The sequence below is a fragment of the Bradyrhizobium centrolobii genome (assembly GCF_001641635.1).
Classification (GTDB): domain Bacteria; phylum Pseudomonadota; class Alphaproteobacteria; order Rhizobiales; family Xanthobacteraceae; genus Bradyrhizobium; species Bradyrhizobium centrolobii.
Genome location: NZ_LUUB01000097.1, coordinates 69,005 through 92,404 on the forward strand (window position 1 = coordinate 69,005; position 23,400 = coordinate 92,404).

At 62.9% G+C, this 23,400-nt stretch carries 23 protein-coding genes; 15 read left to right on the top strand and 8 right to left on the bottom strand.

The window, feature by feature from the left end; translation table 11 throughout:
• The 4 genes from AYJ54_RS53040 to AYJ54_RS51590 form a co-directional block, all read left to right on the top strand.
• A partial coding sequence (locus AYJ54_RS53040) for a molybdopterin molybdotransferase MoeA (protein WP_245329215.1) occupies window positions 1-715 on the top strand: 715 nt, incomplete at its 5' end.
• 175 nt (window positions 716-890) lie between these two features.
• The gene (gene lexA / locus AYJ54_RS35775; protein ID WP_063706693.1) at window positions 891-1,589 is read left to right on the top strand and encodes a transcriptional repressor LexA; all 699 of its coding nucleotides are present in this window, start codon (window positions 891-893) and stop codon (window positions 1,587-1,589) included.
• Window positions 1,590-1,772: 183 nt separating this feature from the next.
• The gene (locus AYJ54_RS48245) at window positions 1,773-1,979 is read left to right on the top strand and encodes a hypothetical protein (protein WP_082906014.1); all 207 of its coding nucleotides are present in this window, start codon (window positions 1,773-1,775) and stop codon (window positions 1,977-1,979) included.
• Window positions 1,980-2,178: 199 nt separating this feature from the next.
• Window positions 2,179-2,607, top strand: a complete 429-nt coding sequence (locus tag AYJ54_RS51590) for a hypothetical protein (protein ID WP_063706627.1) — start codon at window positions 2,179-2,181, stop codon at window positions 2,605-2,607.
• Window positions 2,608-2,618: 11 nt separating this feature from the next.
• Here AYJ54_RS51590 and AYJ54_RS35785 read toward each other — a convergent pair whose 3' ends face one another.
• Window positions 2,619-4,898, bottom strand: a complete 2,280-nt coding sequence (locus AYJ54_RS35785) for a ComEC/Rec2 family competence protein (protein WP_063706629.1) — start codon at window positions 4,896-4,898, stop codon at window positions 2,619-2,621.
• A 94-nt stretch (window positions 4,899-4,992) separates the two neighbouring features.
• Window positions 4,993-5,226 carry a DUF2171 domain-containing protein gene (locus tag AYJ54_RS35790; RefSeq protein WP_063706632.1) on the bottom strand — a complete coding sequence of 78 codons (234 nt, stop codon included), beginning with the start codon at window positions 5,224-5,226 and terminating at the stop codon, window positions 4,993-4,995.
• A gap of 377 nt (window positions 5,227-5,603) precedes the next feature.
• Between AYJ54_RS35790 and AYJ54_RS35795 the strand changes: the two genes are divergently transcribed.
• The gene (locus tag AYJ54_RS35795) at window positions 5,604-6,932 is read left to right on the top strand and encodes an MFS transporter (protein WP_063706634.1); all 1,329 of its coding nucleotides are present in this window, start codon (window positions 5,604-5,606) and stop codon (window positions 6,930-6,932) included.
• 160 nt (window positions 6,933-7,092) lie between these two features.
• On the opposite strand, the gene AYJ54_RS35800 is transcribed toward AYJ54_RS35795, so the two are convergent.
• Window positions 7,093-7,455 (bottom strand): SPW repeat domain-containing protein, encoded by a 363-nt coding sequence (locus tag AYJ54_RS35800; RefSeq protein WP_063706695.1) that lies wholly within the window; start codon window positions 7,453-7,455, stop codon window positions 7,093-7,095.
• 241 nt (window positions 7,456-7,696) lie between these two features.
• Between AYJ54_RS35800 and AYJ54_RS35805 the strand changes: the two genes are divergently transcribed.
• Together AYJ54_RS35805 and glnA are read left to right on the top strand one after the other, a co-directional pair.
• Window positions 7,697-7,879, top strand: coding sequence for a hypothetical protein (locus AYJ54_RS35805; RefSeq protein ID WP_063706637.1), 183 nt, complete (start codon window positions 7,697-7,699; stop codon window positions 7,877-7,879).
• Between the two features lie 164 nt (window positions 7,880-8,043).
• Window positions 8,044-9,474, top strand: a complete 1,431-nt coding sequence (gene glnA, locus AYJ54_RS35810; RefSeq protein WP_063706639.1) for a type I glutamate--ammonia ligase — start codon at window positions 8,044-8,046, stop codon at window positions 9,472-9,474.
• 17 nt (window positions 9,475-9,491) lie between these two features.
• Here glnA and AYJ54_RS48250 read toward each other — a convergent pair whose 3' ends face one another.
• Window positions 9,492-9,941 carry a YbhB/YbcL family Raf kinase inhibitor-like protein gene (locus AYJ54_RS48250; RefSeq protein ID WP_082906015.1) on the bottom strand — a complete coding sequence of 150 codons (450 nt, stop codon included), beginning with the start codon at window positions 9,939-9,941 and terminating at the stop codon, window positions 9,492-9,494.
• Window positions 9,942-10,285: 344 nt separating this feature from the next.
• On the opposite strand from AYJ54_RS48250, the gene AYJ54_RS35815 reads away from it, so the two are divergent.
• The 6 genes from AYJ54_RS35815 to AYJ54_RS35840 all read left to right on the top strand — a co-directional run bounded on the left by AYJ54_RS35815 (window position 10,286) and on the right by AYJ54_RS35840 (window position 16,842).
• Window positions 10,286-11,290 carry a ribonuclease Z gene (locus AYJ54_RS35815; protein WP_063706641.1) on the top strand — a complete coding sequence of 335 codons (1,005 nt, stop codon included), beginning with the start codon at window positions 10,286-10,288 and terminating at the stop codon, window positions 11,288-11,290.
• Window positions 11,291-11,313: 23 nt separating this feature from the next.
• Window positions 11,314-12,462 (top strand): CapA family protein, encoded by a 1,149-nt coding sequence (locus AYJ54_RS35820; RefSeq protein ID WP_136624160.1) that lies wholly within the window; start codon window positions 11,314-11,316, stop codon window positions 12,460-12,462.
• A gap of 360 nt (window positions 12,463-12,822) precedes the next feature.
• Window positions 12,823-14,331, top strand: a complete 1,509-nt coding sequence (locus AYJ54_RS35825) for an amidohydrolase family protein (protein WP_063706645.1) — start codon at window positions 12,823-12,825, stop codon at window positions 14,329-14,331.
• Window positions 14,332-14,621: 290 nt separating this feature from the next.
• The gene (locus AYJ54_RS35830; RefSeq protein WP_063706647.1) at window positions 14,622-15,284 is read left to right on the top strand and encodes a phosphoribosylanthranilate isomerase; all 663 of its coding nucleotides are present in this window, start codon (window positions 14,622-14,624) and stop codon (window positions 15,282-15,284) included.
• 72 nt (window positions 15,285-15,356) lie between these two features.
• Window positions 15,357-16,085 (top strand): SAM hydrolase/SAM-dependent halogenase family protein, encoded by a 729-nt coding sequence (locus AYJ54_RS35835; protein WP_063706649.1) that lies wholly within the window; start codon window positions 15,357-15,359, stop codon window positions 16,083-16,085.
• A gap of 271 nt (window positions 16,086-16,356) precedes the next feature.
• Complete coding sequence (locus tag AYJ54_RS35840; protein WP_063706651.1) at window positions 16,357-16,842, top strand: adenosine-specific kinase; 486 nt, start codon at window positions 16,357-16,359, stop codon at window positions 16,840-16,842.
• 39 nt (window positions 16,843-16,881) lie between these two features.
• On the opposite strand, the gene AYJ54_RS35845 is transcribed toward AYJ54_RS35840, so the two are convergent.
• The 3 genes from AYJ54_RS35845 to AYJ54_RS35855 all read right to left on the bottom strand — a co-directional run bounded on the left by AYJ54_RS35845 (window position 16,882) and on the right by AYJ54_RS35855 (window position 19,623).
• Window positions 16,882-17,268, bottom strand: coding sequence for a nuclear transport factor 2 family protein (locus tag AYJ54_RS35845; RefSeq protein ID WP_063706655.1), 387 nt, complete (start codon window positions 17,266-17,268; stop codon window positions 16,882-16,884).
• An 8-nt stretch (window positions 17,269-17,276) separates the two neighbouring features.
• A complete protein-coding gene (locus AYJ54_RS35850; protein WP_063706657.1) occupies window positions 17,277-18,956 on the bottom strand; it encodes a glutamine--tRNA ligase/YqeY domain fusion protein in 1,680 nt (559 codons plus the stop codon).
• A gap of 79 nt (window positions 18,957-19,035) precedes the next feature.
• Complete coding sequence (locus AYJ54_RS35855; RefSeq protein WP_063706659.1) at window positions 19,036-19,623, bottom strand: NAD(P)H-dependent oxidoreductase; 588 nt, start codon at window positions 19,621-19,623, stop codon at window positions 19,036-19,038.
• Window positions 19,624-19,690: 67 nt separating this feature from the next.
• Between AYJ54_RS35855 and gltX the strand changes: the two genes are divergently transcribed.
• Window positions 19,691-21,118 (top strand): glutamate--tRNA ligase, encoded by a 1,428-nt coding sequence (gltX, locus tag AYJ54_RS35860; protein ID WP_063706661.1) that lies wholly within the window; start codon window positions 19,691-19,693, stop codon window positions 21,116-21,118.
• Between the two features lie 146 nt (window positions 21,119-21,264).
• Window positions 21,265-22,569 carry a citrate synthase gene (gene gltA, locus AYJ54_RS35865; protein ID WP_063706662.1) on the top strand — a complete coding sequence of 435 codons (1,305 nt, stop codon included), beginning with the start codon at window positions 21,265-21,267 and terminating at the stop codon, window positions 22,567-22,569.
• Between the two features lie 87 nt (window positions 22,570-22,656).
• Here the strand turns inward: gltA and AYJ54_RS35870 are convergent, their stop codons facing one another.
• A complete protein-coding gene (locus tag AYJ54_RS35870) occupies window positions 22,657-23,331 on the bottom strand; it encodes a glutathione S-transferase family protein (RefSeq protein WP_063706664.1) in 675 nt (224 codons plus the stop codon).
• Window positions 23,332-23,400 lie beyond the last annotated feature (69 nt).

The following is a 23,400-nucleotide window of genomic DNA, read 5'->3' on the forward strand; positions in this document are numbered from 1 at the left end:
CCGCCTGCCCGTCCGCCGCCGCCCGAAGGTCGCGATCCTCGCCACCGGCGATGAGCTGGTGATGCCGGGCACGGCACCCGGCCCCGGCCAGATCGTCTATTCCAACGGCTACGCCCTTCATGCGCTCGCGCGCAGCGAGGGCGCCGAAACGGTCGACCTCGGGGTCGCCGCCGATACCCTCGAGGCCACCACGGCCGGCATCCGCCACGCGCGCGAGACCGGGGCCGACCTCCTGCTCACGACCGGCGGCGCCTCGGTCGGCGACCACGATCTGGTTCAGCCCGCCCTCAACGCCGAGGGCATCTCGATGTCGTTCTGGAAGATCGCGATGCGGCCGGGCAAGCCGATGATGCACGGGCATCTCGGCGGAATGCGCGTGATCGGCCTGCCCGGCAACCCCGTATCATCCTACGTTTGCGGCTTCCTGTTCGCAGTACCGCTGATTCGCGCGTTGTCGGGCCGAACGGTGATTCATCACCGCCGCGAGCGCGCCGTGCTCGGCCGCGCGGTGGGCGCCAACGACATGCGCGAGGACTATCTTCGCGCGCGCCTCGAGATACGCGACGACGGCACGCTGATCGCCCTGCCCGTCAACCATCAGGACTCCTCGCTGCTTGCGAATCTCGCTGCGGCACAGGCACTTCTCGTACGGCCGCCATTCGCGCCGAAGGCCGAATCAGGCGCGCCTTGCGAGGTGTTGCGGCTGCCCGCTTGAACGCAACGGGCACACGTGTTCCGCGAACTTTGGCGCGTTCACCGTAAATTAAGCAGTTGCGGAACACATATCGAACATATAGTGTCCGTTCATGATTTGTTTCGAGCATCTAGCGGCTCGCCGCTGAATTCAACGTCTCGGAATCGAACGACATCAACCGGGGGATTTGGTCGAGATGTTAACGCGCAAACAATACGAGCTTCTGCGGTTCATCAGTGAGCGCCTGAAGGAAAGCGGCGTGCCGCCCTCCTTCGACGAGATGAAGGACGCGCTCGACCTGCGCTCGAAATCGGGCATCCATCGCCTGATCACTGCGCTTGAGGAGCGTGGCTTCATCCGGCGGCTGCCCAACCGCGCCCGCGCCATCGAGGTGATCAAGCTGCCGGAACTCCAGGCTGCCGCCGGTAACCGGCGCGGCTTCACGCCCAGCGTCATCGAGGGCAATCTCGGCAAGGTGCGCGGCTCCAGCGCCCCCGTGGACGAGGGCGAGCGCCCCGTTGCGGTGCCGGTGATGGGCCGCATCGCGGCCGGCACGCCGATCGAGGCCTTGCAGACCCGCAGCCACACCATCAGCGTACCGCCGGACATGCTCGGCCCGGGCGAACACTATGCCCTCGAAGTGCGCGGCGATTCGATGGTCGAGGCCGGCATCCTCGACGGCGACATGGCCCTGATCCAGCGCAACGAGACCGCCGACACCGGCGACATCGTCGTGGCGCTGATCGACGACGAGGAAGCTACGCTCAAGCGCTTCCGCCGCCGCGGAGCCTCGATCGCGCTCGAGCCTGCCAACGCCGCCTACGAGGTACGCATCCTGCCGCCGAACCGGGTGAAGATTCAGGGCAAGCTGATCGGGCTGTACCGGAAGTACTGAGCGTCTCCTGCCTGCTCGATCGGGCGATCGCCCGATACCCATGGGGCGGACGGATTGTCCGCTCCGGCGGGATGGTCTTTCTGGTTTTGCACAGATTATCCGGCCGCTTCTTCGGCGCTACACCCTCGGCACGCCGCGCGGAGCGGCATCGCTTCGCGGTCGTGAGATACCGAGGAGACAATCATGCGCAAAATCGTCTTGGGTGCAGTCGCGGCCGCGTTGATCGCTGGACCTGCGTTGCAAGCGTTTGCGACCCAGCCGAAGCACCACGTCCGCAAAGCGGCGCCCCCAAGCACGAGCGAGCAATTCCGCAGAGCCCGCAACGCGCTTGACCGGCCGTCGCACCCGACCTGGCCCTATTCGGGCTGGTCGGCGCCCGCGGGTCGCTGATAGCGACACCGACGCTTCAAAATGCACTGAGGCGGACTTTGTTCCCAGCGCATCTGAAAAAGATATTGTGATCGCGGCTCGCAGATGCGAGCCGCAGATTCGCCCACAACCAAGCAGAGCCTAGTATACTTCCACTCTGATAGAGGCCTTCGCCTCCGAGAGGGGCGCGGGTTGCTATCCTGAATGAGGAGCACTTGCGATGTGTGACTACAGCCTGCATGCCGTCGCGACCCGTCCCGCTCAGGTCGGCGAGACGATCGTCACGACAACCTTCCGCGGCACGTCGACGCGCGGCTTCGCTTCGGAAGCCGATCTCTCAGTCGCCGTCTGCCTGCTGCCGGGGACGGAGCTCGCCTTCGCCGACAATGTCCGCTACGACAATCGCTGGATCTGGACGCGGACTATCAACTCCCGCGTCGGCAAGTTCGGCAAGGTCGATCCGCACATTCCCGACCGCCATCATGACGCGATCGAATTCCCCGACGGCAAGTACGTGCTGGTAACGCAGCTCGTCGAAGGCCAGCGCGCAACCGTGTTGCAGCTGCCGGTGACCCAGCCGGCCGGTGAGCACAAGCCGCAGGTCGCCGCCGACAGGCAACCGACCATTACACGCCTGCCGATCGGCTGATGCGTTCGATTTCAGTCCTCGGTCTGAAGGTCGGCCTCTGACGGCGTTGCGTCCCTGGAGCGCGGTGCGGCCGGCCGTGGCGCGAGGTTTGATTCATAATAGCCATCGCCGGCGATTGCCGGCGACCATGGGCGATTTGCGCCTCTCACCCGCACCGTCTGAACCGCAAAACCGTCACCACGGCGCGCGAGCGCCAAACCTCCCTGCCTTGCGAGATGCTCCCGGTCGACCACCATCGCCGCACAATCCGGCGGCGCGGGCCTTGCCGTCACCACCAGCGCGGCCCGGCTGCAATCATCCTCCAGCGCATCGACGCGCAGCGCCAGCGCGATTAGCCGGCCGTCGGCGAGCGGGGCCACGCAACCGGTCTCATCGCATGACACGCCGTTGCCGAGCGAGGCATCGCCGGCGCTGCGGGGATCGGCATCGGCCGCAAGCCATTCCTTCGCCAGAAACGCGTCCTTGCTCGCCGCGATCAGATGCAGATGCCCGTCATTGCCCCGCACCGCAACGCTCCGGCCATCGCCGGCGATGAGAACGTCCGGCTGCCGCACGGACACCGCCCAGGCGATCGCAACGAGCAACACGACGGCACCCGACCAGCGCAAGGGCGTGCGCAACAGGCCCATCAGGATGATCCCGAGGCTCGCCGCGACGAGCGGCGCGGTGCCGAAAGCAGCGATGCGGCCGACCGCGCCCGGAAGGTTCGCAACCCACTGCGAGACCGCGATCATCCAGTCGATACCGATGCCCATCAGCCACCAGAACACGCCGTCGAGCCCGAACGGCGCCGCGATCAATCCGAGCAGCCCGGCCGGCATCACCAGCGCCGAGACCACCGGCATCGCGGCAAGATTGGCGAGCACGCCGAACGGCGTGACGCGGTGGAAGTGAAAGGCCGCGTAGGGCGTGGTCGCAAGCCCCGCGATCAGCGAGGCCAGGAACAGCATGGCGAGCTCGCGGCCGCCCCACAGCGCGATCCGCGCGGTTGCCGAATGATCGGGAGACGCAAACAGGTTCGGCATGCCGATCTGCACCAACGCGACGAGGCCGAGCGTTGCCGCGAACGACATCTGGAAGCTCGGATGCACCAGCGATTCCGGCGCGACCGCGAGCACGATCAGGGCCGCAACCGCCAGCGTCCGGAAGGTGATGGCGCGGCGATCGACCATCACCGCGATCAGCACCACCGCGGTCATGAAGAACGATCTTTGGGTCGCGACCTCCGCGCCCGAGAGCAGCAGATAGAATGCCGCCGCAATGAGCGCGGCGGCGGCCGACCACTTCTTGATCGGAAAGCTGACGGCCAGTCCCGGGATGAGAGCGAGCAGCGCGCGGACCGCGAAGAACACGATGCCGGCCACCACGGCCATGTGGTAGCCGGAAATCGAGAGTACATGGCCGAGGCCCGAGATGAACATGGCGTCGTTCACGGGCGTTGTGATCGCATCACGCCGGCCAGTCAGGAGCGCGGTGGCGATCGCACGGTTGTCGCCGTCGAGCGTGGCGCGGATGCGCGCATCGATGCCATCGCGCAGGCCCTGCATGAACGCGGCATAACGCAGCCGCAAGCCTCCGCCGTCGGGCGACGCCGAGGTCGTGATCGCGCCCATCACGAAGCCGGAGGCGCCGATGCCCTGAAAGAACATGTCGCGCGAAAAGTCGTAGCTGCCGGGGCGCAGCGGCGAGAGTGGCGGCATCAGCCGCGCCTTCAACTGCACGAAGCTGCCGACCTCGGGCGCGGTGCCCTTGCGCACCGAGAGGCGGACGCGTTCAAGCGTGATGTCGCTGCGCTGCGCCTCCATGCTGGTGACCCGCAGCACAAAGCGATCGGTACGCTCGCGGATGTCACGGGTCTCGACGAAACCCGAGAGCGACACGGAATAGAGCGGCTTTGCCAGCGCGGTGTGCGCGATGCGTGCGGTCTTCCAGGTCGCCATCGCAAAGCCGGCAGCGACGGCGGCAATCATGATGGCCGGTACGAACAGCCGGCTGCGCCGCACCAGAACGGCAGCACACGTCAGCAGGAGCGCCGCAGCTGTGGCAACCCAGAGCACCGGCTCGTGATCGGCGGCGAAATAGAACGCGATGCCGGCGCCGAAGGCCACGGGCACCCAAGGCAGCAGCCGTCCCGCCCCCGCTTCCGCGCGCGCCCACGCTCGCAACGTGTCCGCGAGCGACGACCAGAGGCCAAGGTCCGCCGGCGCGAGGCCGCCCGCCGGCGCGGCGCGGCCGACCGGCCACGTCCCGGCTATCTCCCGGGAGCGCCCTGCCCGGCCCGGCTCCACCATTCCCTGCACCTTGCGATACGCAACGGGAGCGGAGGCTACCGGAACGTGCAGGCGCGCGGATAGCGGCACAGATCGGGAACGGACGAGGCGAGCCCTACTTTTCCTCTTCCATCGTCACCGCCACCGCCGCCTTGGCCGAGAGCCGCACCTTGTTGCCTTCGACGTCGGCAACGAGCCCCTTGTCGATGAAGTGATGGTGGCCCTTGTGGCTGCCCTCGCCGCTGTCCTTCTTGGTCAGCTTGATGCGGTTGCCCTCGACGCGGTCGACCGTGCCGATGTGGACGCCGTCGGCGCCGATGACTTCCATATGCTCGGTGATGTTCTGCATGGCGGGATCCTTGTTGGACCCACACAACGCCCGGAGCGACCTTCCGTTCGCTGCCCGCAGACGTCAGGAAGAATTGGAGCTGTTGCGACCTCCTTCGCAAGCGCCCCGGGCGCGGGTCGATTGAGCCGAAAGTCTCATAAGGTGCCAGCCCCTGGTGGGACTACACTACGGTTCCCCGCCTTCCCGGCAGACGGGCAAGGCGGGGGTGGCTCGCGGTTCTAAGGCTGCTGGAGCTCACCTCAGGTGGTTCCCTGAGGTCAGGCGTTGCCGACGCAACTCATGAACAGGCGCCTGCAACACCGCGCATCACGCACTCCGCGAGAGGATCGACCGCTGAAACAATGCGAGGAGACATCTTGAAACCATAGGAGTTGCAAATGGCCGTGCAAATACCGAGCGATTTTCGCCGCGTGATCATCGCCGCGTCGGTGGGAAACATCATCGAATGGTATGATTTCTATATCTTTGGCAGCCTGGCCGCAGTTCTGTCGGTCAAGTTCTTCGAGCAATCCCACCCGGTTGCAGCCCTGCTCAGCACGATCGCGCTATTCACGGCAGGCTTCCTGATCCGTCCGCTGGGCGCGTTCCTGTTCGGATGGATGGGTGATCGGGTCGGCCGCAAATATACCTTTCTCATCACGCTCAGCGGAATGGGACTTGGCACGGGCGCGATCGGGCTGATCCCGACCTACCAGTCGATTGGCCTAACGGCAGCGTTCGTTCTCTTCGGCCTGCGCATGATCCAGGGCCTGTGCCTGGGCGGCGAATATGGTGGCGCCATCACCTACGTTGCCGAGCATGTGCCGGACGATCGACGCGGCTACTACACCGGCTGGCTGCAGACCTCGCCTACTCTCGGGATCGTGGTGTCGCTGGCCGTCATCCTCCTCACGCGGGCATATGCCGGCAACCAGGCTTTCGACGAATGGGCGTGGCGCGTTCCGTTCCTGGTGTCCTTCCTGCTGGTGGCGATTGCAATCTACATCCGGCTCCAGCTCCAGGAGACGCCGATCTTCCAGGAGATCAGGGCCCGGGGCCAGATGACGAGGAATCCCTGGAAGGAGGCCTTCCTCAGCTCGAACATCAGATTTATCGGGATCGCCATTGTGGTCCTGATCGGACAGGGCGTGGTCTGGTACAGCGGTCAGTTCTGGGCGCTGTACTTCCTGCAGCAGGTCTCCAAGGTGGACCCGCAGACCTCCGCCTACATCGTGGGAGCTGCACTACTCATTGCAACGCCGAGCCTGATCTTCTTTGGCTGGCTGTCGGATCAGATCGGCCGCAAGCCGGTGATCCTCGGCGGCATGCTGCTCGCCGCGATCACGTATTATCCGCTGTATCTGTGGCTGGGCACGGTCACGCAGCCCGGAAACATCAATTATCCGATCGCGATCTTCATCATCTTCATCCTCGTTTGCTATGTCGGGATGGTGTACGGGCCGGTCGGCGCGTTCCTGGCGGAATTCTTCCCCGCCAGGATCAGGTACACGTCGGTCTCAGTGCCGTACCACATCGGCAATGGCTGGGGTGGCGGATTGGTGCCGTTCATCACGTCGGCGGCATTCGCCGCGACCGGCAGCATCGGCTACGCACTGCTCTACCCGATCATTGTCCCCGCAGTGTGCTTCGTGCTCGCGGTCTTCCTGATGCCGGAGACGCGCAAGATCAGCATCTGGCAACCGATCGAGCCGAAAGCCGCATCGTGATGGGTTGATCCTGGTGCGGGACCGCAAGGCCCTGCACCAGAGTTCGTGTCGAGGCGCGATGACGATTGTTCCATCGGCATCGCGCCCGAGCGAGCCGATCTCGAACTCTCTCGACCGCCAGCAGATGGCGGTCGGCAAAGCGCCCGGCTAACGGCTCTTCTCAGCCGGCCCGATGATGCCAGCGATCGTGCCACCAGGTGCTGAAGTCGCGATCGGTCACCAACTCCCAGACAGCGAGCAGGATCACCACTATGCCGGACAGTACGCTGCTCACCGTGGCCGATACCGACTCATAACCAATGGTCCAAGGTGCCAGCAGCAGAGCCAGGCCCAGCAGCATTTCTCCCCACTCTTCCAGATAGGACGGGATGACAAATGCCTCGATGGCAAACAGCATGACGCCGAGCCCGAGCGCGATGGTTATCCAGACCGCCGAGCCGGTCAGGCCCAGGATAAAGGACGAAAGGACCAGCCACAGGCCCACCAGGAGGCTGGCAGCGTCTTGCCAATGTTGGATGCGCATGATGCTCACCTCCCCTCTCCCAATTAAATGGGGGCGCAGCTGTGAAAATGCACGCCTCCGAGCTGCGCTGTGTTGCCGCTACCGAAGCCGCATCCAATCCTCGCCGCCCATGCCGCGGAAAGGGCTCTTGCGAGTGCGCTGCACCAGGATGCAGACTAGCAGCGCTTGACAGGTGTCGACGTCTATCGTTCCCGGCCCCACCTGGTTCGCGTGGCGGCCGGGACAAGAGGGAGGTGACGCCATGCGAGAAATGGAAATCCACGACTATGCGCGGCAGTTGCTGGAAGCACATGGCCCCGAGGCCATTGCGGAAGCAGCCCAGAACGCCATCGATCTCGAGTCAAAGGGCGAGCTCGAGCTCGCCAAGACCTGGCGGCATATCGAAGACGCCATGAAGCTGATGCGCGGGCCTCACCAAAGCTGAAGCCGGCGAGCGTAGCCCCTGACTGCAAGTGCCGCCAAGCCGAACTGAGGCTGGAGCGGCGGCAACACGGAGTATGGACCACAATCCGTCGCAAGCCGTTCGGCTGCGGCTGAACGGCAACGCGACCCGCAAGACGCGCATCTCAATGATGCTGGGAGCGAGCCATGTTTCCGAAATGTGCAACAGCCGAAGATCTCGTGAAGGCAATCAAGGACGAGAACGTCCAGATGATCGACCTGCGGTTCACCGACTTGCCGGGGGTGTGGCAACATTTTTCCGTCCCACCGAGCGCAGTGAATGTCGATGCTTTCAACGAAGGCATTGGATTCGACGGCTCGTCGATCCGCGGATTCCAGGAGATCCAGGAAAGCGACATGCTGGTCGTCGCCGATCCGGCGACGGCCTTCGTCGACCCCTACAGTCCGGCCAAGACGCTGGTCCTCATCTGCAACATCCGCGATCCCGTGACCGGCCAGTCTTATAGCCGGGATGCCCGCTACATCGCCCAGAAGGCCGAAACCTACCTCAAGGGGACAGGGCGCGCCGACACCAGCTACTTCGGCCCGGAGGCGGAGTTCTTTGTATTCGACGACGTGCGCTATGGTCAGGGCATCAATTACGCCCTGCATGAGATCGATTCCAGCGAAGGCAGCTGGAACACGGCCAGGGATGAGGAGCCGAATCTGGCTCACAAGCCACGACCGAAGGAGGGATACTTTCCCGTTCCCCCGACCGACAGCATGCAGGCGCTACGCACCGAGATGGTGCTGACGATGGAACAGTTGGGCATCCAGATCGAAGCTCATCACCATGAGGTGGCAACCGGCGGCCAGAACGAAATCGACATGCGATTCACCACCCTCACCCGCATGGCCGACAATCTGATGATGTACAAGTACGTGGTGAAGAACACCGCGCACCAGCATGGCAAGACCGCGACCTTCATGCCGAAACCGCTGTTCGAGGACAACGCTTCGGGAATGCACGTTCACCAGTCGCTGTGGAAGGGCGAGACGAATCTGTTCTACGACAAAGGCGACTACGCCGAATTGAGCGAACTCGGCCGCTACTACATCGGCGGGCTGCTCACTCACGCCTGGGCATTGTGCGGGCTCTGCGCTCCCACCACGAACTCCTACCGGCGCCTGGTGCCGGGCTATGAGGCTCCGATCAACCTGGTCTATTCCCAGCGCAATCGCTCGGCCTGCTGCCGGATTCCGATGTATTCACCGAACCCGCGGGCAAAGCGCGTCGAGTTTCGCTCACCGGATCCCTCCTGCAATCCCTATCTCGCCTTCGCCGCAATGCTGATGGCCGGCCTCGACGGTATCGACAGGCGGATCGATCCCGGCAGCCCGATCGACAAGAATCTCTACGACCTCCCGCCCGCCGAAGCGAAGGAGGTGAAGTCGACGCCGGGATCGCTGGACCAGGCGCTCGACGCGCTCGAGCGCGATCACGCCTTCCTGCTGCGCGGCGATGTCTTCACCGCCGACGTGATCGAAATCTGGCTCGACTACAAGCGCAAGAAGGAGGTCGATGCAATCCGGCTGCGACCGCATCCCTACGAGTTCCATCTCTACTACGACATCTAGGGCATGTGGTCGCCGGCCTATCTCTCATACCAGCCGACGAGGGTCGCTTCCGCGATGATGTGCTTGCGTGCCTCTCGCTCAATGTCACGGCAGGACGCATTGGCCTTTGCCGGAAGGTCCTCCATCGAGAGGGCAAGCAGCCGGAAGTGATAATGATGAGGCCCATGGCCATGTGGTGGACACGGCCCGCCATAGCCAACTTTCCGAAAATCGTTGACTGCCTGCTTCATTCCCGCGGTCTGCGCTGCGTTGACTGCAAATTCCGTTACGGTTGGCGGAATATCGTAAACCGCCCAATGGTGCCATGTGCCGGCGGGAGCATCAGGATCGTCGCACAGTAGGACAAAGCTCCGAGATCCCTCTGGCCTGTCTGACCATTGCAAAGGGGGCGAAATATTTTCGCCATCACAGGTAAATCGTCGCGGAATTGCGGCACCATCGGCGAAGGCGCTTGAAGCGAGTTTCATGGCTCTCTCCTTGGGCAGCAGGGAACATCGGCTCACGCTTGATGAGCGCTTCCAGGTCCGGCTCGCCGCAGAGAGCAACCCTCGCCGCTCCCGGTCACGCAGCCGAACGACGGATCGAAATTCGGTGCCTGCGACACCAGATCGCCGACCTCAGTGCCAATCGCGCTCTGGCTCTGACGAGGAACCAATGGTGCTACGCAATACCATTCCGTGCCCTTGATGATGTCGGGCACGATCGCGATCCGATTGGCGTATTCTAGCTCGATCTTGTTCGGTGCGGAATTCGTCGACGCTGCCTAGATAGCGGAAATGCATCGGGCGCCATTGCAGCAGAATAGTTTGCCATGCGACCGCTTTTTCATCCGAGCCTGGTCAACGGTCGCTATGGCGACCCGACCGTCTATGTCGAGACGCTGTTCGAAAAGCGAAGTCTGCTGTTCGATATTGGGGAGATTGCTTCACTGTCGCCGCGGAGGATACGGCGCATCGACCAGGTCTTCGTCTCGCATGCGCATATCGATCATTTCGTTGGCTTCGACCATCTGCTTCGTTTGCTCGTCGGGCACGAGAAATCGGTACAGCTCTTCGGTCCGTCCGGCTTTGCCGAGCGTGTCTTTCACAAGCTTCAGGCCTATCGTTGGAACCTGGTCGAAAGCTATCCCTGCGATCTTGTTTTCGCTGTGAGCGAACTCGGAACGGCAAATTCCATCTCAACCACGCGGTTCCGGCTGAGGACGGCCTTCGAAGCGGAGCCATCAGTCTCTCGCAAGACCTTTGCGGGCGTACTCTGCGATGAACCGACCCATCGCGTGTCAGCCGCGATCCTTGAACATGGCACGCCCTGCCTCGCCTTTGCGCTGCAGGAGGCGGCTCACGTCAACGTATGGAAGAACAAACTGTTGGAGCGCGGACTGCCCGTCGGTCCCTGGTTGCTCTCGCTCAAGAAGGCGGTCGTCGAGCGTCGCGCGGACGATCATTTGATCCGTATCGATGAAGCGGCAACGTCGGATCGCTTTGTTCCACTCGCAAGCCTGCGCGATTTCCTGACGGTCACTGCCGGTCAGAAAATTGCCTATGTGACCGACGTTGCCGACACGCCGGACAATCGTGCCGCCATCGTGGCGCTGGTTCAGAATGCAGACATCCTCTTCATCGAGGCGACGTTTGCCGGGGAAGACGCCGCAATAGCGCGGGAGCGGGCCCATCTTACAACCACGGCGGCTGGAGAAATCGCACGGGAAGCCAATGTCCGCCGCGTCGAGCCTTTTCACTTCTCTCCGCGCTATGCGGGAGAGCAGGAGCGGATGCTCGCCGAGGTGATGACGGCCTTCGGGGCATCTCGCGCCTGATGGAAACACGTGAGTGGCAAGTCATGTCAGAGGAGAGGCATTTGCAAGCTGGGCATCGGAAACCAGTGCGGCTTTTCCTGTGCGGAGATGTCATGTGCGGCCGCGGCATCGACCAGGTGTTGGCGCACCCCTGTAGCCCCGAGATCTACGAAGATTACATGCGATCGGCGGCGGGCTACGTGCTGCTCGCCGAGCGGGCGAATGGGCCTATTCCGCGGCGCAACGGATCATCCTACGTCTGGGGCGCCGCACTGGACCAATTGGAGTCCATGCAGCCGGACGCGCGGATCATCAATCTCGAAACGGCTGTGACCCACAGCAACGACCGCGTGAACAAGGGCATTAACTACCGCATGAGCCCCGAGAACGCAGAATGTCTCGCTGCCGCCCGGATCGACTGCTGCCTATTGGCCAACAACCATGTGCTCGATTGGGGCCGCGCCGGCCTGCTGGAGACGCTAACAACTCTGCGGAAACTCAACGTCAAGGTGGCGGGCGCGGGCCGCAACGATCGCGAAGCGCGCGCACCGGCAGTGCTGAACCTTGCCGCCGCGCGGCTCCTGATCTTTTCGTTCGGATCGACATCAAGCGGAATCCCGTTCAAGTGGGCTGCGACGTCAGACGCTCCCGGCGTCAACCTGTTGCCCGACCTGCGCGAGGCGAGCGCGTTCGAGGTCGCTGACCAGATCATCGCGGCCAGCAGGCCGGGCGATCTCACCCTGGTTTCGATCCATTGGGGCTCCAATTGGGGATATCATATTCCAGATGAGCAGAGGATTTTTGCTCGCGCCTTGGTCGACAAGGCAGGCGTGTCGATCGTTCACGGGCATTCTTCGCATCATCCGCGAGCGATCGAAATCTATCGAGACCGCCTCATCCTCTACGGCAGCGGTGATCTTCTGAACGATTATGAAGGGATTCGTGGCTACGAGCGCTACCGTGATGACCTCGCGTTGATGTATTTCGCCGACGTGGATTCGAGCAGCGGAAGCCTCCATGCGCTCAAACTGGTTCCCATGCAGATCAAGAACTTTCGTCTCACCATTCCATCGCGGCGAGACATTGAATGGATGCGGCAAACACTGGACAGGGAATGTCAGCAGTTCGGAACAAGGGTCATTTTTGACTCCGAACAGCAGCTTGCATGTGTCGGGCAGAGGACATCGACCTGACTCAAGTAACAATCCCTCCCCGATACCGCCTTGGGCACGAAGCGGACTTGCGCAAACACTTGGGCAAATACTTGGGCAAACGTAGCGGCTTGAACTGCGCGGAGGCAAGCGTTGGGACAGCGAAACTGCCGAATTAACATCGCTTGCGCTGGTACAAGTTTGGGCGTTGAGTCCATTACCTAAGCGGGTTGCCGCTGGTTCTATCAAATTCTCAAGCAGTCTTTCTGTTCCGATCACGCGATGCGGACAGAATGCCGTACGCCGAGCGCACCACTTTTAGTGGATCGCGATTGGCCAAGCGCTCGGCCCAATGAGCGCAATTGGCATTGGTCCATGCCAACAAAGCCGGGGAGGAGAACGATGAGCAGTTGGCTTAGTGAACGAGAACAGCGCCTCGTTGCCGGCGCCGAAGCGGCTTCGGCGGCAACTCCGATTCCTACCCAGATCGTATCAAACGGCGAGTATCTCCCGCCCCCACAGAGCGCCCTTCAGAAGAGGGTTGAATCTCGAATCAACGAGCTTGCTGACGCTAACGGCAAGCGGCTGGGCCTGAGCCGCCGGCAGTTCTTGCACACGGGCTGCGGCATGGCCGCTGCCTTTCTAGCTATGAACGATATCTACGGTAACATCTTTCAGGTCGCACCCGCCGAGGCCCGCGAACCCGAGTTGATGCTTGCCCGGGCGCAAAGCCTCGCCGAGCAGTTCATCTTTGACGTTCAGACCCACTTTGTCCGCGACGACTTCGACCACAAAGAGCTGTTGGGACTGGCGCAATTTGCGAGTGACCACTGGAATCCGAAGATGAAAGAGGAAGGCGTGTCATCGCTCGCCCGCTACAAGTTCCAGAACTACGTTAAAGAAATCTATTATGATAGCGACACCAATATGGCCCTCTTGAGTGGAGCACCGTTTGACGATCCGAGCTGGTGGCTGCTATCCAACGAACAGATCGTCAAGGCGCGCGAACTCATCAACGACTTCGCCGGCTCCCGGCGCCTGCTGGCGCACAGCGTCATAACGCCCAAACAGCCCGGCTGGATGGAGGAGGTTGACAAGGCGATCGAGGTCTACAAGCCGGATTCTTGGAAGTCCTATACGATCGGCGATCCGCTCGCGCCCTCCAAATTCCCGTGGCGGCTCGACGACGAGCAGGTGATGTATCCGTTCTACGAAAAGGCGGTGAAGGCGGGCATCAACACGCTGTGCATCCACAAGGGACTGCTGCCGCCCGATTACGAAAAATCGTTCGCCGGCGTCTGGGAATACGCAACCGCTTGGGACATCGGAAAGGCAGCCAAGGATTGGCCGCAGATGAACTTCGTGATCTATCACTCGGCGCTGCGGGCGTTCCTCGAGTTGCCGGACAAGGCATGGGCGGATTTCGAACAAACGGGCCGCATCCAGTGGGCCTCTGATCTTGCGGAAATCCCGCGGAAGTTCGGCGTCACCAATGTCTTTGCCGAGCTAGGCACGTCCTTTGCCAACTCGGCGGTCGCGCATCCGAAGTTCTGCGCCGCGCTGGTCGGCACACTGATCAAGGGCATGGGGGTGGATCATGTCATGTGGGGCACCGACTCGGTGTGGTACGGCTCGCCGCAGTGGCAGATCGAGGCGCTACGCCGGCTCGAAATCCCGGAGGATATGCAGAAGAAGTACGGGTTCGCGCCACTCGGCGACGCGAACAGCACCGTCAAGCAGCAGATCTTCGCCGGTAACGCGACCAGGTTCTACAAGATCAAGCTGAAGGCGGCTGACAATAGCAGCATGCCAGCCTTTTCCGAGGACCGCCTGGCGGCGCTCAAGAATGAATACACATTGGGGGCCAAGGAACCCTCGAACCTGCGCTACGGATACGTTCGCACCGCCTAAACCATGATCCCGGAATCGCCACCGCTTTGCCGGGAAGACCTCCGTCAAAATTGAGAGCGACGACGATCCGAGAAGTCGTCCCTCTCCAACTGAACAATGTGTGCCGCTGGGCTTATGATATCGATCGACAAATCCTCTACTTCGGACTTGGGTCAGACTCTGAAGTGCCCGCCGACGGCACCTAATCCGCCTTTCTCCCGCTAGCAGACGCAGGCTGAGATTTCGCCAACTGCGCCTCCGGGCATTGCTGGATGTCTTTTGCTCAATGTCCGCCGTGGAGGTTACGCCAGATGTTGACGCAAATTTATGAAATCTCCACCACCGAAGAGGCGTCCGCTGTTTCAGCCATTGGTGTCGACCATATCGGCGTGCTGGTCGGAGACGGTCGATTTCCGCGCGAACTGCCGATCTCAGCGGCTTCCGATATCGGCGCGGCGATTGTACCGCCATCGAAGTTCTCAGCACTGTTTCTGACCTGCGATCTCTCCTTGATCGTGTCGTGGGCACGCGAACTCAATCCCTCGATCGTCCACTTGGGAGCCAGCGCCGAGCTGGTTTCCCCGAAAGATGTTGCTTCGCTCAAACGCATGTTGCCCGGGATCGTCGTGATGAGAAGTATACCGGTGTTCGGCGAGGAAAGCGTCGCGATCGCCCGCAGCTACGTTGGCATTGCAGACTTTCTGCTTCTCGACAGCTACCGGTCCACGGACAAGCAGATCGGCGCGCTCGGCGTGACGCACGACTGGAATATCAGCAGCCGCATCGTGGACCTCGTCCGTGTTCCTGTGGTCCTTGCCGGCGGCCTCGGACCGGACAACGTCGCAGAAGCGATCCGAACTGTCCGTCCAGCCGGTGTTGATTCCAAGACGAGAACGGATCAGGACGGATCGCACGCCAAGGACCTGGAACGAGTCCGCCGGTTCCACGAAACAGCCCGGGCGGCGGCGCCGTGATAGTGTCGGCTACGGCTAAATGGGAATGCCCGCAAACGTGGCAGGTCGGACCCCGCCCGAGCGGCTGACAACATGATTGTTCTGTTCACGGATTTCGGCTTGCACGGCCCTTATACGGGTCAGATGAAGGCCGCGCTGCACCAGATGGCGCCTGGCATACCCGCCATCGACCTCTTCACGGATGCACCCATGGGCAATCCCAAGGCGTCGGCGTACCTCTTGGCGGCTTATGCCGCTTGGTTTCCGGCAGGAACCATCTTTCTCTGCGTCGTTGATCCCGGCGTTGGCGGGACGCGCCCGGCCATAATGATTGAGGCCGACGGCAGGTGGTATGTCGGCCCCGGCAACGGCTTGTTTGAGTTGGTCCAGCGCCGCGCCACAAAGACGCGCAGTTGGGACATCGACTGGAGACCGGACCGCCTCTCGGCAAGCTTTCACGGGCGCGACCTCTTCGCACCGGTCGCAGCCATGCTGGCGCGCGGCGAGCCGCCGCCCGGCGAGCCGCGAGGGGATGACGATGATCGCCGCTCCGACTGGCCCGACGATCTCTGCGAGATCGTTTACATCGACCACTTCGGCAACGCGATGACCGGGTTGAGAGCGGCCGTGCTGCCGCCCGACGCCAAGCTTGTCTCGGCGGGTCATATATTGGAGCGCGCGAGAACCTTCAGCGATCGGCCGCCAGGCTCAGCCTTTTGGTACGAGAACTCGAACGGGCTCGCCGAAATCTCCGTCAACCAGGGGCGTGCGGACCGCGATCTTGGCCTCGCGACCGGCATCCCGGTTGAGATCGTCTCTTGAACGGTTTTGTCGCAAAGTGGTCTGCAGTCATGCGCACGCCAAGAAAGCAGAGCTCAGGAACGGATTGGCCAAAGCCGAAAACGCGCCCCGCCAAGCCGCCCGCGACTGGCAACAAGCGGTTGGCCGATCAGACCCGCAAGATTCTCGGCAAGCACTACGCGAGCAAATATCGGGTGGGGCAATCGCGGTAAGGAGCGAAATCGGCCAAGTGTGCTGCTTGCACTTACCTTCCGGCGGCCTAACATGTTGCTCTGCCGACAGGAGCGCGGCCATGGAACTTACCGTGGTGCCCATCGTCAAGCCGGACGCGACCAACTTCATCTTCGGCCAGTCGCATTTCATCAAGACCGTGGAAGACCTCCACGAGGCGCTCGTGGGCGCGGTTCCGGGCATCCGCTTCGGGCTGGCCTTCTGCGAGGCCTCCGGCAAGCGGCTGGTGCGCTGGTCAGGCAATGACGAAGCCGCCCTCACCCTCGCCCGCGACAACGCATTGGCCATCGGGGCCGGCCACACTTTTCTGATCTTCCTGGGCGACGGGTTCTTTCCGGTCAACGTCCTGGCTGCCGTGCGCTCGGTGCCGGAGGTCTGCCGCATCTACTGCGCGACGGCCAACCCCACACAGGTGATCGTCGCGCGAACGGAGCTTGGCGGCGGCGTGCTCGGCGTAGTGGATGGCGCCTCGCCGCTTGGTGTCGAGACCGACGCCGACATTGCTTGGCGGAAAGACCTCCTGAGAAAGATCGGCTACAAGCTGTAGCGACCGGATGAAGCCGGATACGATGAAGTACGCCTCGCGCTAGATCAGCGCAGCCCTGGACGACACGTGGTGGCTCGCGATCTTCCAGTCGCCATCTTCACGGACGATCACCCAGGTAATCCTGACCGAGAGCGGCGCGGCCTCCTCGTCGAGGTCGAACGATGCGATGGCTGCCATGTTAATCACATCGGGCGCGACCTGCGCCGACGCCACCTCGGAGAAGCTGACGCTCGGCGAACGCCAGCGTGGCAGCCCGCTGAAATAGGCGGTCACGCCGTCCCGGCCGCGATAGAGATTTGGGTTTGAGCCAAAGAAGAAGGCGCTCCTCGAATAGAGCGGAGCCAGCGCCGCAGCATCGAGCTTACTGAAGCCGGCGGACCATTTCGCAATGATGGCGGAAACGATGTCGTCGGCTTCGTCCAGCATCCGCGCCCTCACCCCTTCGCGACTTCCTTCGCAAACGTGTCGCGCAGACCGATCGTCCGCGAGAACACCGGCTTGCCCGGCGTCGAGTCCTTGTCGCGCACGAAATAGCCCTGGCGCTCGAACTGCATCGGCTCGGTCGAATTGCTCTCCGCAACCGACGGCTCGATCCGTGCGTCGGAAAGGATCTCCAGCGAGTCCGGATTGAGGTCGGCGGCGAAGTTCGACGCATCCGGGCTCGGGTTGGAGAAGAGCTGGCTGTAGATGCGGATCTCCGCGGGCACCGACGTCGCCGCCGGCAGCCAGTGCATGGTCGCCTTGACCTTGCGGCCGTCGGGCGCGTTGCCGCCCTTGGTCGCGGGATCATAGGTGCAGCGAAGCTCGACCACCTCGCCGGCGTCGTTCTTGATCACGGCGGTGCACTTGATGAAGTAGGCGTAGCGCAGCCGCACCTCGTTGCCCGGCGACAGGCGGAAGAACTTCTTCGGCGGGTTCTCCATGAAGTCGTCGCGCTCGATATAGATCTCGCGGCCGAACGCGATCTTGCGCGTCCCCGCGGAGGGATCGTCGGGATGATTGATCGCCTCGAGCTCCTCGACCTGCCCCTCCGGATAGTTCTCGATCACGACCTTCAGCGGCCGCAGCACCGCCATGCGGCGCTGGGCGGTGCGGTTGAGCTCTTCGCGAATGCAGAACTCGAGCATGCCGACGTCGACCACGCTGTTGGCCTTCGCCACGCCGATGCGTTTGACGAACTCGCGAAGTGCGGCCGGCGGCACGCCGCGGCGGCGCATGCCGGCCATGGTCGGCATGCGCGGATCGTCCCAGCCCGCGACATCGCCGTCGCGGACAAGCTGGGTCAGCACGCGCTTCGACAGCACCGTGTAGGTGAGGTTCAGCCGCGCGAATTCGTACTGGTGCGGCTCGGACGGCACGGGCAGCTTCTCGATGAACCAGTCGTAGAGCGGCCGGTGGTCCTCGAACTCCAGCGTGCAGATCGAATGGGTGATCCCCTCGATCGCGTCCGACTGGCCGTGCGCGTAGTCGTAGCTCGGATAAATGCACCATTTGTCGCCCGTGCGCGGATGATGCGCATGCAGGATGCGGTACATCACGGGATCGCGCAGGTTGATGTTGGGCGAAGCCATGTCGATCTTCGCCCGCAGCACGCGCGCGCCGTTCGGGAATTCGCCCGCCTTCATGCGACGGAACAGGTCGAGATTCTCCTCGACCGTACGGTCGCGGAACGGCGAGTTCTTGCCGGGCTCGGTCAGGGTGCCGCGCGAGGTACGGATCTCTTCCTGCGTCTGGTCGTCGACATAGGCGAGCCCGTCGGAGACTAGCTTCTCCGCCCATTCGTAGAGGCGCTCGAAATAGTCCGAGGCGAAGAACAGGTTCTTGCCCCAGTCGAAGCCGAGCCAGTGCACGTCGGCCTGGATGGAATCGATATATTCCTGCTCTTCCTTGACCGGATTGGTGTCGTCGAAGCGCAGGTGGCAGCGGCCCGGATACTCCTGGGCGATGCCGAAGTTGAGCGCGATCGACTTGGCGTGGCCGATATGCAGGTAGCCGTTCGGCTCCGGCGGGAACCGGGTCACGATCTCCTTGTATTTGGCTTGATCGAGGTCGGCCTGAATGATGTCACGAATGAAATCGCGCCCAACCTCAGTCGCCACCGGTTCTGTCGTCATTCCGAAAATCCTGTAGGGAAATCAGCGGTCCTTCTGCCAAATTCGTGCCCGGAGGCCAAGCCCCATGCCCACCTCCCGATCAAACTTCGGCGATCCTGGCGCGGACGCGCTCGACAAAGGCAGCCCGGGACGCCGGTGTGGACCGATCCATGTCGTAGTGCGCCAGATAGAACGACCGAACACGAGGTCCGCACATCGGCTTCAGCGCCCGAAACAGCACCTTGCGGCCGGGGTCCTGCATGACAATCCGGGTCAGCCACCAGGGCGAGCCGTAGCTCGTCACGACGCCGAACAGGTGGATGTTGGTCAGCAGCGGCCTGATGCGCCCGCCCTTCAGATCGTGGGCAAACGCCGTTCCGGGCGCCCAGACCCGGTCGAAATAGCCCTTGAGCATGGCAGGCATCGAAAACCACCAATGCGGAAAGCAGAAGATGATGCCGTCGGCGCGCCGCAAGTCCCCGATGAGGCGCGCCACCGCATCCTCGGCATAGGAGCCCTGATAGTAGCTGCGCCGCTCCGCCTCGGTCATCGCCGGGGCAAAGCCCTCGCGGTAAAGATCGGTCGCGATCACCTCGTGCCGGCGTTTCAGCGTCTCGACGATCGTGTGGAACAGCGCATGGTTGTAGCTGTCCGCCAGTGGATGGCAATGAACGACCTGGATTAGCATTGGCAAAATCTCCCATCCCTATGATACACGGTCGCCCCACAACTTTACCGTCCTTGCCCGCTATCGAATGACCGCACCTCAAATCGTCACGCGCTTCGCTCCCTCGCCGACCGGCTTCCTCCATATCGGGGGCGCCCGCACGGCGCTGTTCAACTGGCTCTATGCGAAGAAGCACGGCGGCAAGATGCTGCTCCGGATCGAGGACACCGACCGGGAGCGCTCCACCAAGGAGGCGATCGATGCCATCCTCGACGGCCTCAAATGGCTGGAGCTCGGCTGGGACGGCGACGTCATCTACCAGTTCAGCCGCGCCGCCCGTCACCGCGAGGTCGCCGAGCAGCTGCTCGCCGACGGCAAGGCCTATCGCTGCTACGCCACGGCCGAGGAGCTTGCCGCCATGCGCGAGAAGGCGCGTGCGGAGGGCCGCACCCGCCTCTATGACGGCATGTGGCGCGACCGCGACCCGGCAACGGCACCAAGCGACGTGAAGCCGACGATCCGGCTGCGCGCGCCGCAGACCGGCGAGACCGTGATCGAGGACCAGGTCCAGGGCCGCGTGGTCTGGCAGAACGAGAATCTCGACGACCTCGTCCTGTTGCGCGGCGATGGCACACCGACCTACATGCTCGCGGTGGTGGTCGACGACCACGACATGGGCGTCACCCACGTCATCCGCGGCGACGACCATTTGATCAACGCGGCGCGCCAGAAGCAGATCTACGATGCGATGGGCTGGACGCTGCCGAGCATGTCCCACATCCCCCTCATCCACGGCCCGGACGGCTCGAAACTGTCCAAGCGCCACGGCGCGCTCGGCGTCGACGCCTACCGCGCCATGGGCTATCTGCCCGCCGCGCTGCGCAATTACCTCGTCCGGCTTGGCTGGAGCCACGGCGACCAGGAGATATTCTCGACCGAGGAAATGATCGCGGCGTTCGACCTCTCGGGCGTCGGCCGCGCCGCAGCCCGCTTCGATTTCGCCAAGCTGGAAAACCTCAACGGCCATTACATCCGCCACGCCGACGATCAATCACTCGTGAGAATGTTCGAGGACGTGCTGGATTACGTGCCCGGCCGCAGCGAGCTTAAGGCGAAGTTAAACGACACCACGCGCGCGCAGCTGCTCAAGGCCATGCCGAGCCTGAAGGAGCGCGCCAAGACGCTGATCGAGCTGATCGACGGCGCCTATTTCATCTTCGCCGACCGGCCGCTGGAGCTCGACGCCAAGGCGGCGGCCCTGCTGACGGGCGAAAACCGCAAGCTGATCGGCCAGCTTCATTCCGCGCTGGAGAAAGTCGAAGGGTGGAGCTCTGCCACCACGGAAGCGGCGCTGCGCATTTTTGCCGAGGAAAATAGTCTCAAGCTCGGCGCGGTCGCCCAGCCGTTGCGGGCGGCGTTGACCGGACGGACGACCTCGCCCGGGATTTTCGAGGTTTTGGACGTCCTGGGACGCGAGGAGAGCCTTGGCCGGCTCAAGGATCAGTCTACGACGTAAGTCGACGACCGTGCGCGGCGATCTTGCAGCGCACACAGCAATAATATACCCATCTCACCCGTACCTTCTGGAATATCCGGCCAGCCTCATCATCTCTCATGGGGTCTCCGGGTCCGGCCCGTTTCACCATACATCGGGGACCTACGATGGACGCAAAACCAAGCAATAAGACCGCCACGCTGACGGTCGGCAACAAGAACTACGATCTCCCGATCCTCAGCGGCAGCGTCGGGCCTGATGTCGTCGATATCGGCAAGCTCTACGGCCAGTCCGGCCTTTTCACCTACGATCCCGGCTTCACCTCCACCGCGAGCTGCCAGTCCAAGATCACCTACATCGACGGCGACGCGGGCGTGCTGGAGTACCGCGGCTATCCGATCGAGCAGCTCGCCGAGCACGGCGACTTCCTGGAGACCTGCTATCTCCTGCTCTACGGGAACCTGCCGACGGCGGCCCAGAAGAAGGATTTCGACTACCGCGTGACCCATCACACGATGGTGCACGAGCAGATGGCCCGCTTCTTCCAGGGCTTCCGCCGCGACGCCCATCCGATGGCGATCATGGTGGCGGCGGTCGGCGCACTGGCCGCGTTCTATCACGACTCCACCGACATCAATGACCCGAAGCAGCGCATGATCGCCTCCATGCGCATGATCGCGAAGATCCCGACGCTGGCGGCGATGGCCTACAAGTACACCGTCGGCCAGCCCTTCATTTATCCGAAGAACTCGCTCGGCTTCGCCGAGAACTTCCTCAACATGTGCTTCGCGGTGCCCTGCGAGGACTACAAGGTCAGCCCGGTGCTCGCTGACGCGCTGGAGAAGATCTTCATCCTCCACGCCGACCACGAGCAGAACGCCTCGACCTCCACGGTCCGCATCGCGGGCTCCTCGGGCGCCAACCCGTTCGCCTGCATCGCGGCCGGCATCGCGTGCCTGTGGGGCCCGGCGCATGGCGGCGCCAACGAGGCCGCGCTGAACATGCTCTACGGCATCGGCACGGTCGACAAGATTCCGGAATTCATCGCGAAGGTGAAGGACAAGAACAGCGAAGTCCGCCTGATGGGCTTCGGTCACCGCGTCTACAAGAACTACGATCCGCGCGCCAAGATCATGCAGAAGATGTGTCACGCCGTGCTCAAAGAGACCGGCCATGGCGACGATCCGATGTTGAAGGTGGCGCTGGAGCTCGAGAAGATCGCGCTCAGCGACCAGTACTTCATCGACCGCAAGCTCTACCCGAACGTCGACTTCTATTCGGGCATCACGCTGAAGGCGATGGGCTTCCCGGTCTCGATGTTCACCGTGCTGTTCGCGGTCGCCCGCACCGTCGGCTGGATCAGCCAGTGGAGCGAGATGATCGAGGATCCGCAGCAGAAGATCGGCCGCCCGCGCCAGCTCTACACCGGCGTCGCCAAGCGCGACTACGTGCCGATCGCCGAGCGGAAGTAAGCTCACAACCGCGACTTCGAAACGGCGCCATCCTGGATGGCGCCGTTTTCGTTTGCACGATACGGATCGAGCAAGCCTCGCCCCCGCCTACGCGCGCAGCCCTTCGGTCGCGGACCGGACCACCGGTAGCGAGTTTCCCACCGGCATCATCTCATAGGGCGGCTTCCAGCCCGACAGGGCCGCAATGCGCGCACGGCTTGCATCGATTGCCGGGAAAGCCGCGGCAAGATCGAAACCGGTCTCCTCGACCGGATAGTACAGATATCCGACGAGTGAGAAATCGACGATCGTCGGCCGGTTGCCCAGCATGAAACGCCGATCGGCGAGATGCTTGTCGACGATCGAAAAAGCGCTTTGAACCCTCGATCTCATGTAGGCCAGCACGTCCGGATGCGTCGGCGCCGGCGTCATCGATTGGAGCACCCGGTGAGCGGCAAAACTGCCGGTGAATTTGTGGTTGTCGAACAGCAGCCAGCGCGCCGTCTCGAACCCCTCCTCCGCATTCGACGGGCCGAACACGCCATGGGTCTCGGCCAGCCAGGACAGGATAGCACCCGACTGGCTCAAGCGCCGGCCGTCGACCTCGAGCACTGGGATCTCGCCCATCTCGTTGACCTCTGCGCGCCAAACGGCGTCGCGGGTCTCACCGCCGGCAAAATCGACGCCGATCGGCTCCCAGTCGATACCGGCGCAGTTGAGAAACAGGGCGACCTTGAACGAATTGCCGGACGCGCCCACGCAGTGCAGTCGATATCGCGCCATCGGTCAGATCTCGCAGACGTTCGATCACGATCGGGATCATCTTCGCCGCCAGCTGACACCGTCATGTCA

Excerpts from the sequence above, each read along its gene's own strand:
- lexA (WP_063706693.1), top strand. The coding sequence starts at position 891 with ATGTTAACGCGCAAACAATACGAGCTTCTGCGGTTCATCAGTGAGCGC.
- AYJ54_RS48245 (WP_082906014.1), top strand. The coding sequence starts at position 1,773 with ATGCGCAAAATCGTCTTGGGTGCAGTCGCGGCCGCGTTGATCGCTGGA.
- AYJ54_RS51590 (WP_063706627.1), top strand. The coding sequence starts at position 2,179 with ATGTGTGACTACAGCCTGCATGCCGTCGCGACCCGTCCCGCTCAGGTC.
- AYJ54_RS35785 (WP_063706629.1), bottom strand. The coding sequence starts at position 4,898 with ATGGTGGAGCCGGGCCGGGCAGGGCGCTCCCGGGAGATAGCCGGGACG.
- AYJ54_RS35790 (WP_063706632.1), bottom strand. The coding sequence starts at position 5,226 with ATGCAGAACATCACCGAGCATATGGAAGTCATCGGCGCCGACGGCGTC.
- AYJ54_RS35795 (WP_063706634.1), top strand. The coding sequence starts at position 5,604 with ATGGCCGTGCAAATACCGAGCGATTTTCGCCGCGTGATCATCGCCGCG.
- AYJ54_RS35800 (WP_063706695.1), bottom strand. The coding sequence starts at position 7,455 with ATGCGCATCCAACATTGGCAAGACGCTGCCAGCCTCCTGGTGGGCCTG.
- AYJ54_RS35805 (WP_063706637.1), top strand. The coding sequence starts at position 7,697 with ATGCGAGAAATGGAAATCCACGACTATGCGCGGCAGTTGCTGGAAGCA.
- glnA (WP_063706639.1), top strand. The coding sequence starts at position 8,044 with ATGTTTCCGAAATGTGCAACAGCCGAAGATCTCGTGAAGGCAATCAAG.
- AYJ54_RS48250 (WP_082906015.1), bottom strand. The coding sequence starts at position 9,941 with ATGAAACTCGCTTCAAGCGCCTTCGCCGATGGTGCCGCAATTCCGCGA.
- AYJ54_RS35815 (WP_063706641.1), top strand. The coding sequence starts at position 10,286 with ATGCGACCGCTTTTTCATCCGAGCCTGGTCAACGGTCGCTATGGCGAC.
- AYJ54_RS35820 (WP_136624160.1), top strand. The coding sequence starts at position 11,314 with ATGTCAGAGGAGAGGCATTTGCAAGCTGGGCATCGGAAACCAGTGCGG.
- AYJ54_RS35825 (WP_063706645.1), top strand. The coding sequence starts at position 12,823 with ATGAGCAGTTGGCTTAGTGAACGAGAACAGCGCCTCGTTGCCGGCGCC.
- AYJ54_RS35830 (WP_063706647.1), top strand. The coding sequence starts at position 14,622 with ATGTTGACGCAAATTTATGAAATCTCCACCACCGAAGAGGCGTCCGCT.
- AYJ54_RS35835 (WP_063706649.1), top strand. The coding sequence starts at position 15,357 with ATGATTGTTCTGTTCACGGATTTCGGCTTGCACGGCCCTTATACGGGT.
- AYJ54_RS35840 (WP_063706651.1), top strand. The coding sequence starts at position 16,357 with ATGGAACTTACCGTGGTGCCCATCGTCAAGCCGGACGCGACCAACTTC.
- AYJ54_RS35845 (WP_063706655.1), bottom strand. The coding sequence starts at position 17,268 with ATGCTGGACGAAGCCGACGACATCGTTTCCGCCATCATTGCGAAATGG.
- AYJ54_RS35850 (WP_063706657.1), bottom strand. The coding sequence starts at position 18,956 with ATGACGACAGAACCGGTGGCGACTGAGGTTGGGCGCGATTTCATTCGT.
- AYJ54_RS35855 (WP_063706659.1), bottom strand. The coding sequence starts at position 19,623 with ATGCTAATCCAGGTCGTTCATTGCCATCCACTGGCGGACAGCTACAAC.
- gltX (WP_063706661.1), top strand. The coding sequence starts at position 19,691 with ATGACCGCACCTCAAATCGTCACGCGCTTCGCTCCCTCGCCGACCGGC.
- gltA (WP_063706662.1), top strand. The coding sequence starts at position 21,265 with ATGGACGCAAAACCAAGCAATAAGACCGCCACGCTGACGGTCGGCAAC.
- AYJ54_RS35870 (WP_063706664.1), bottom strand. The coding sequence starts at position 23,331 with ATGGCGCGATATCGACTGCACTGCGTGGGCGCGTCCGGCAATTCGTTC.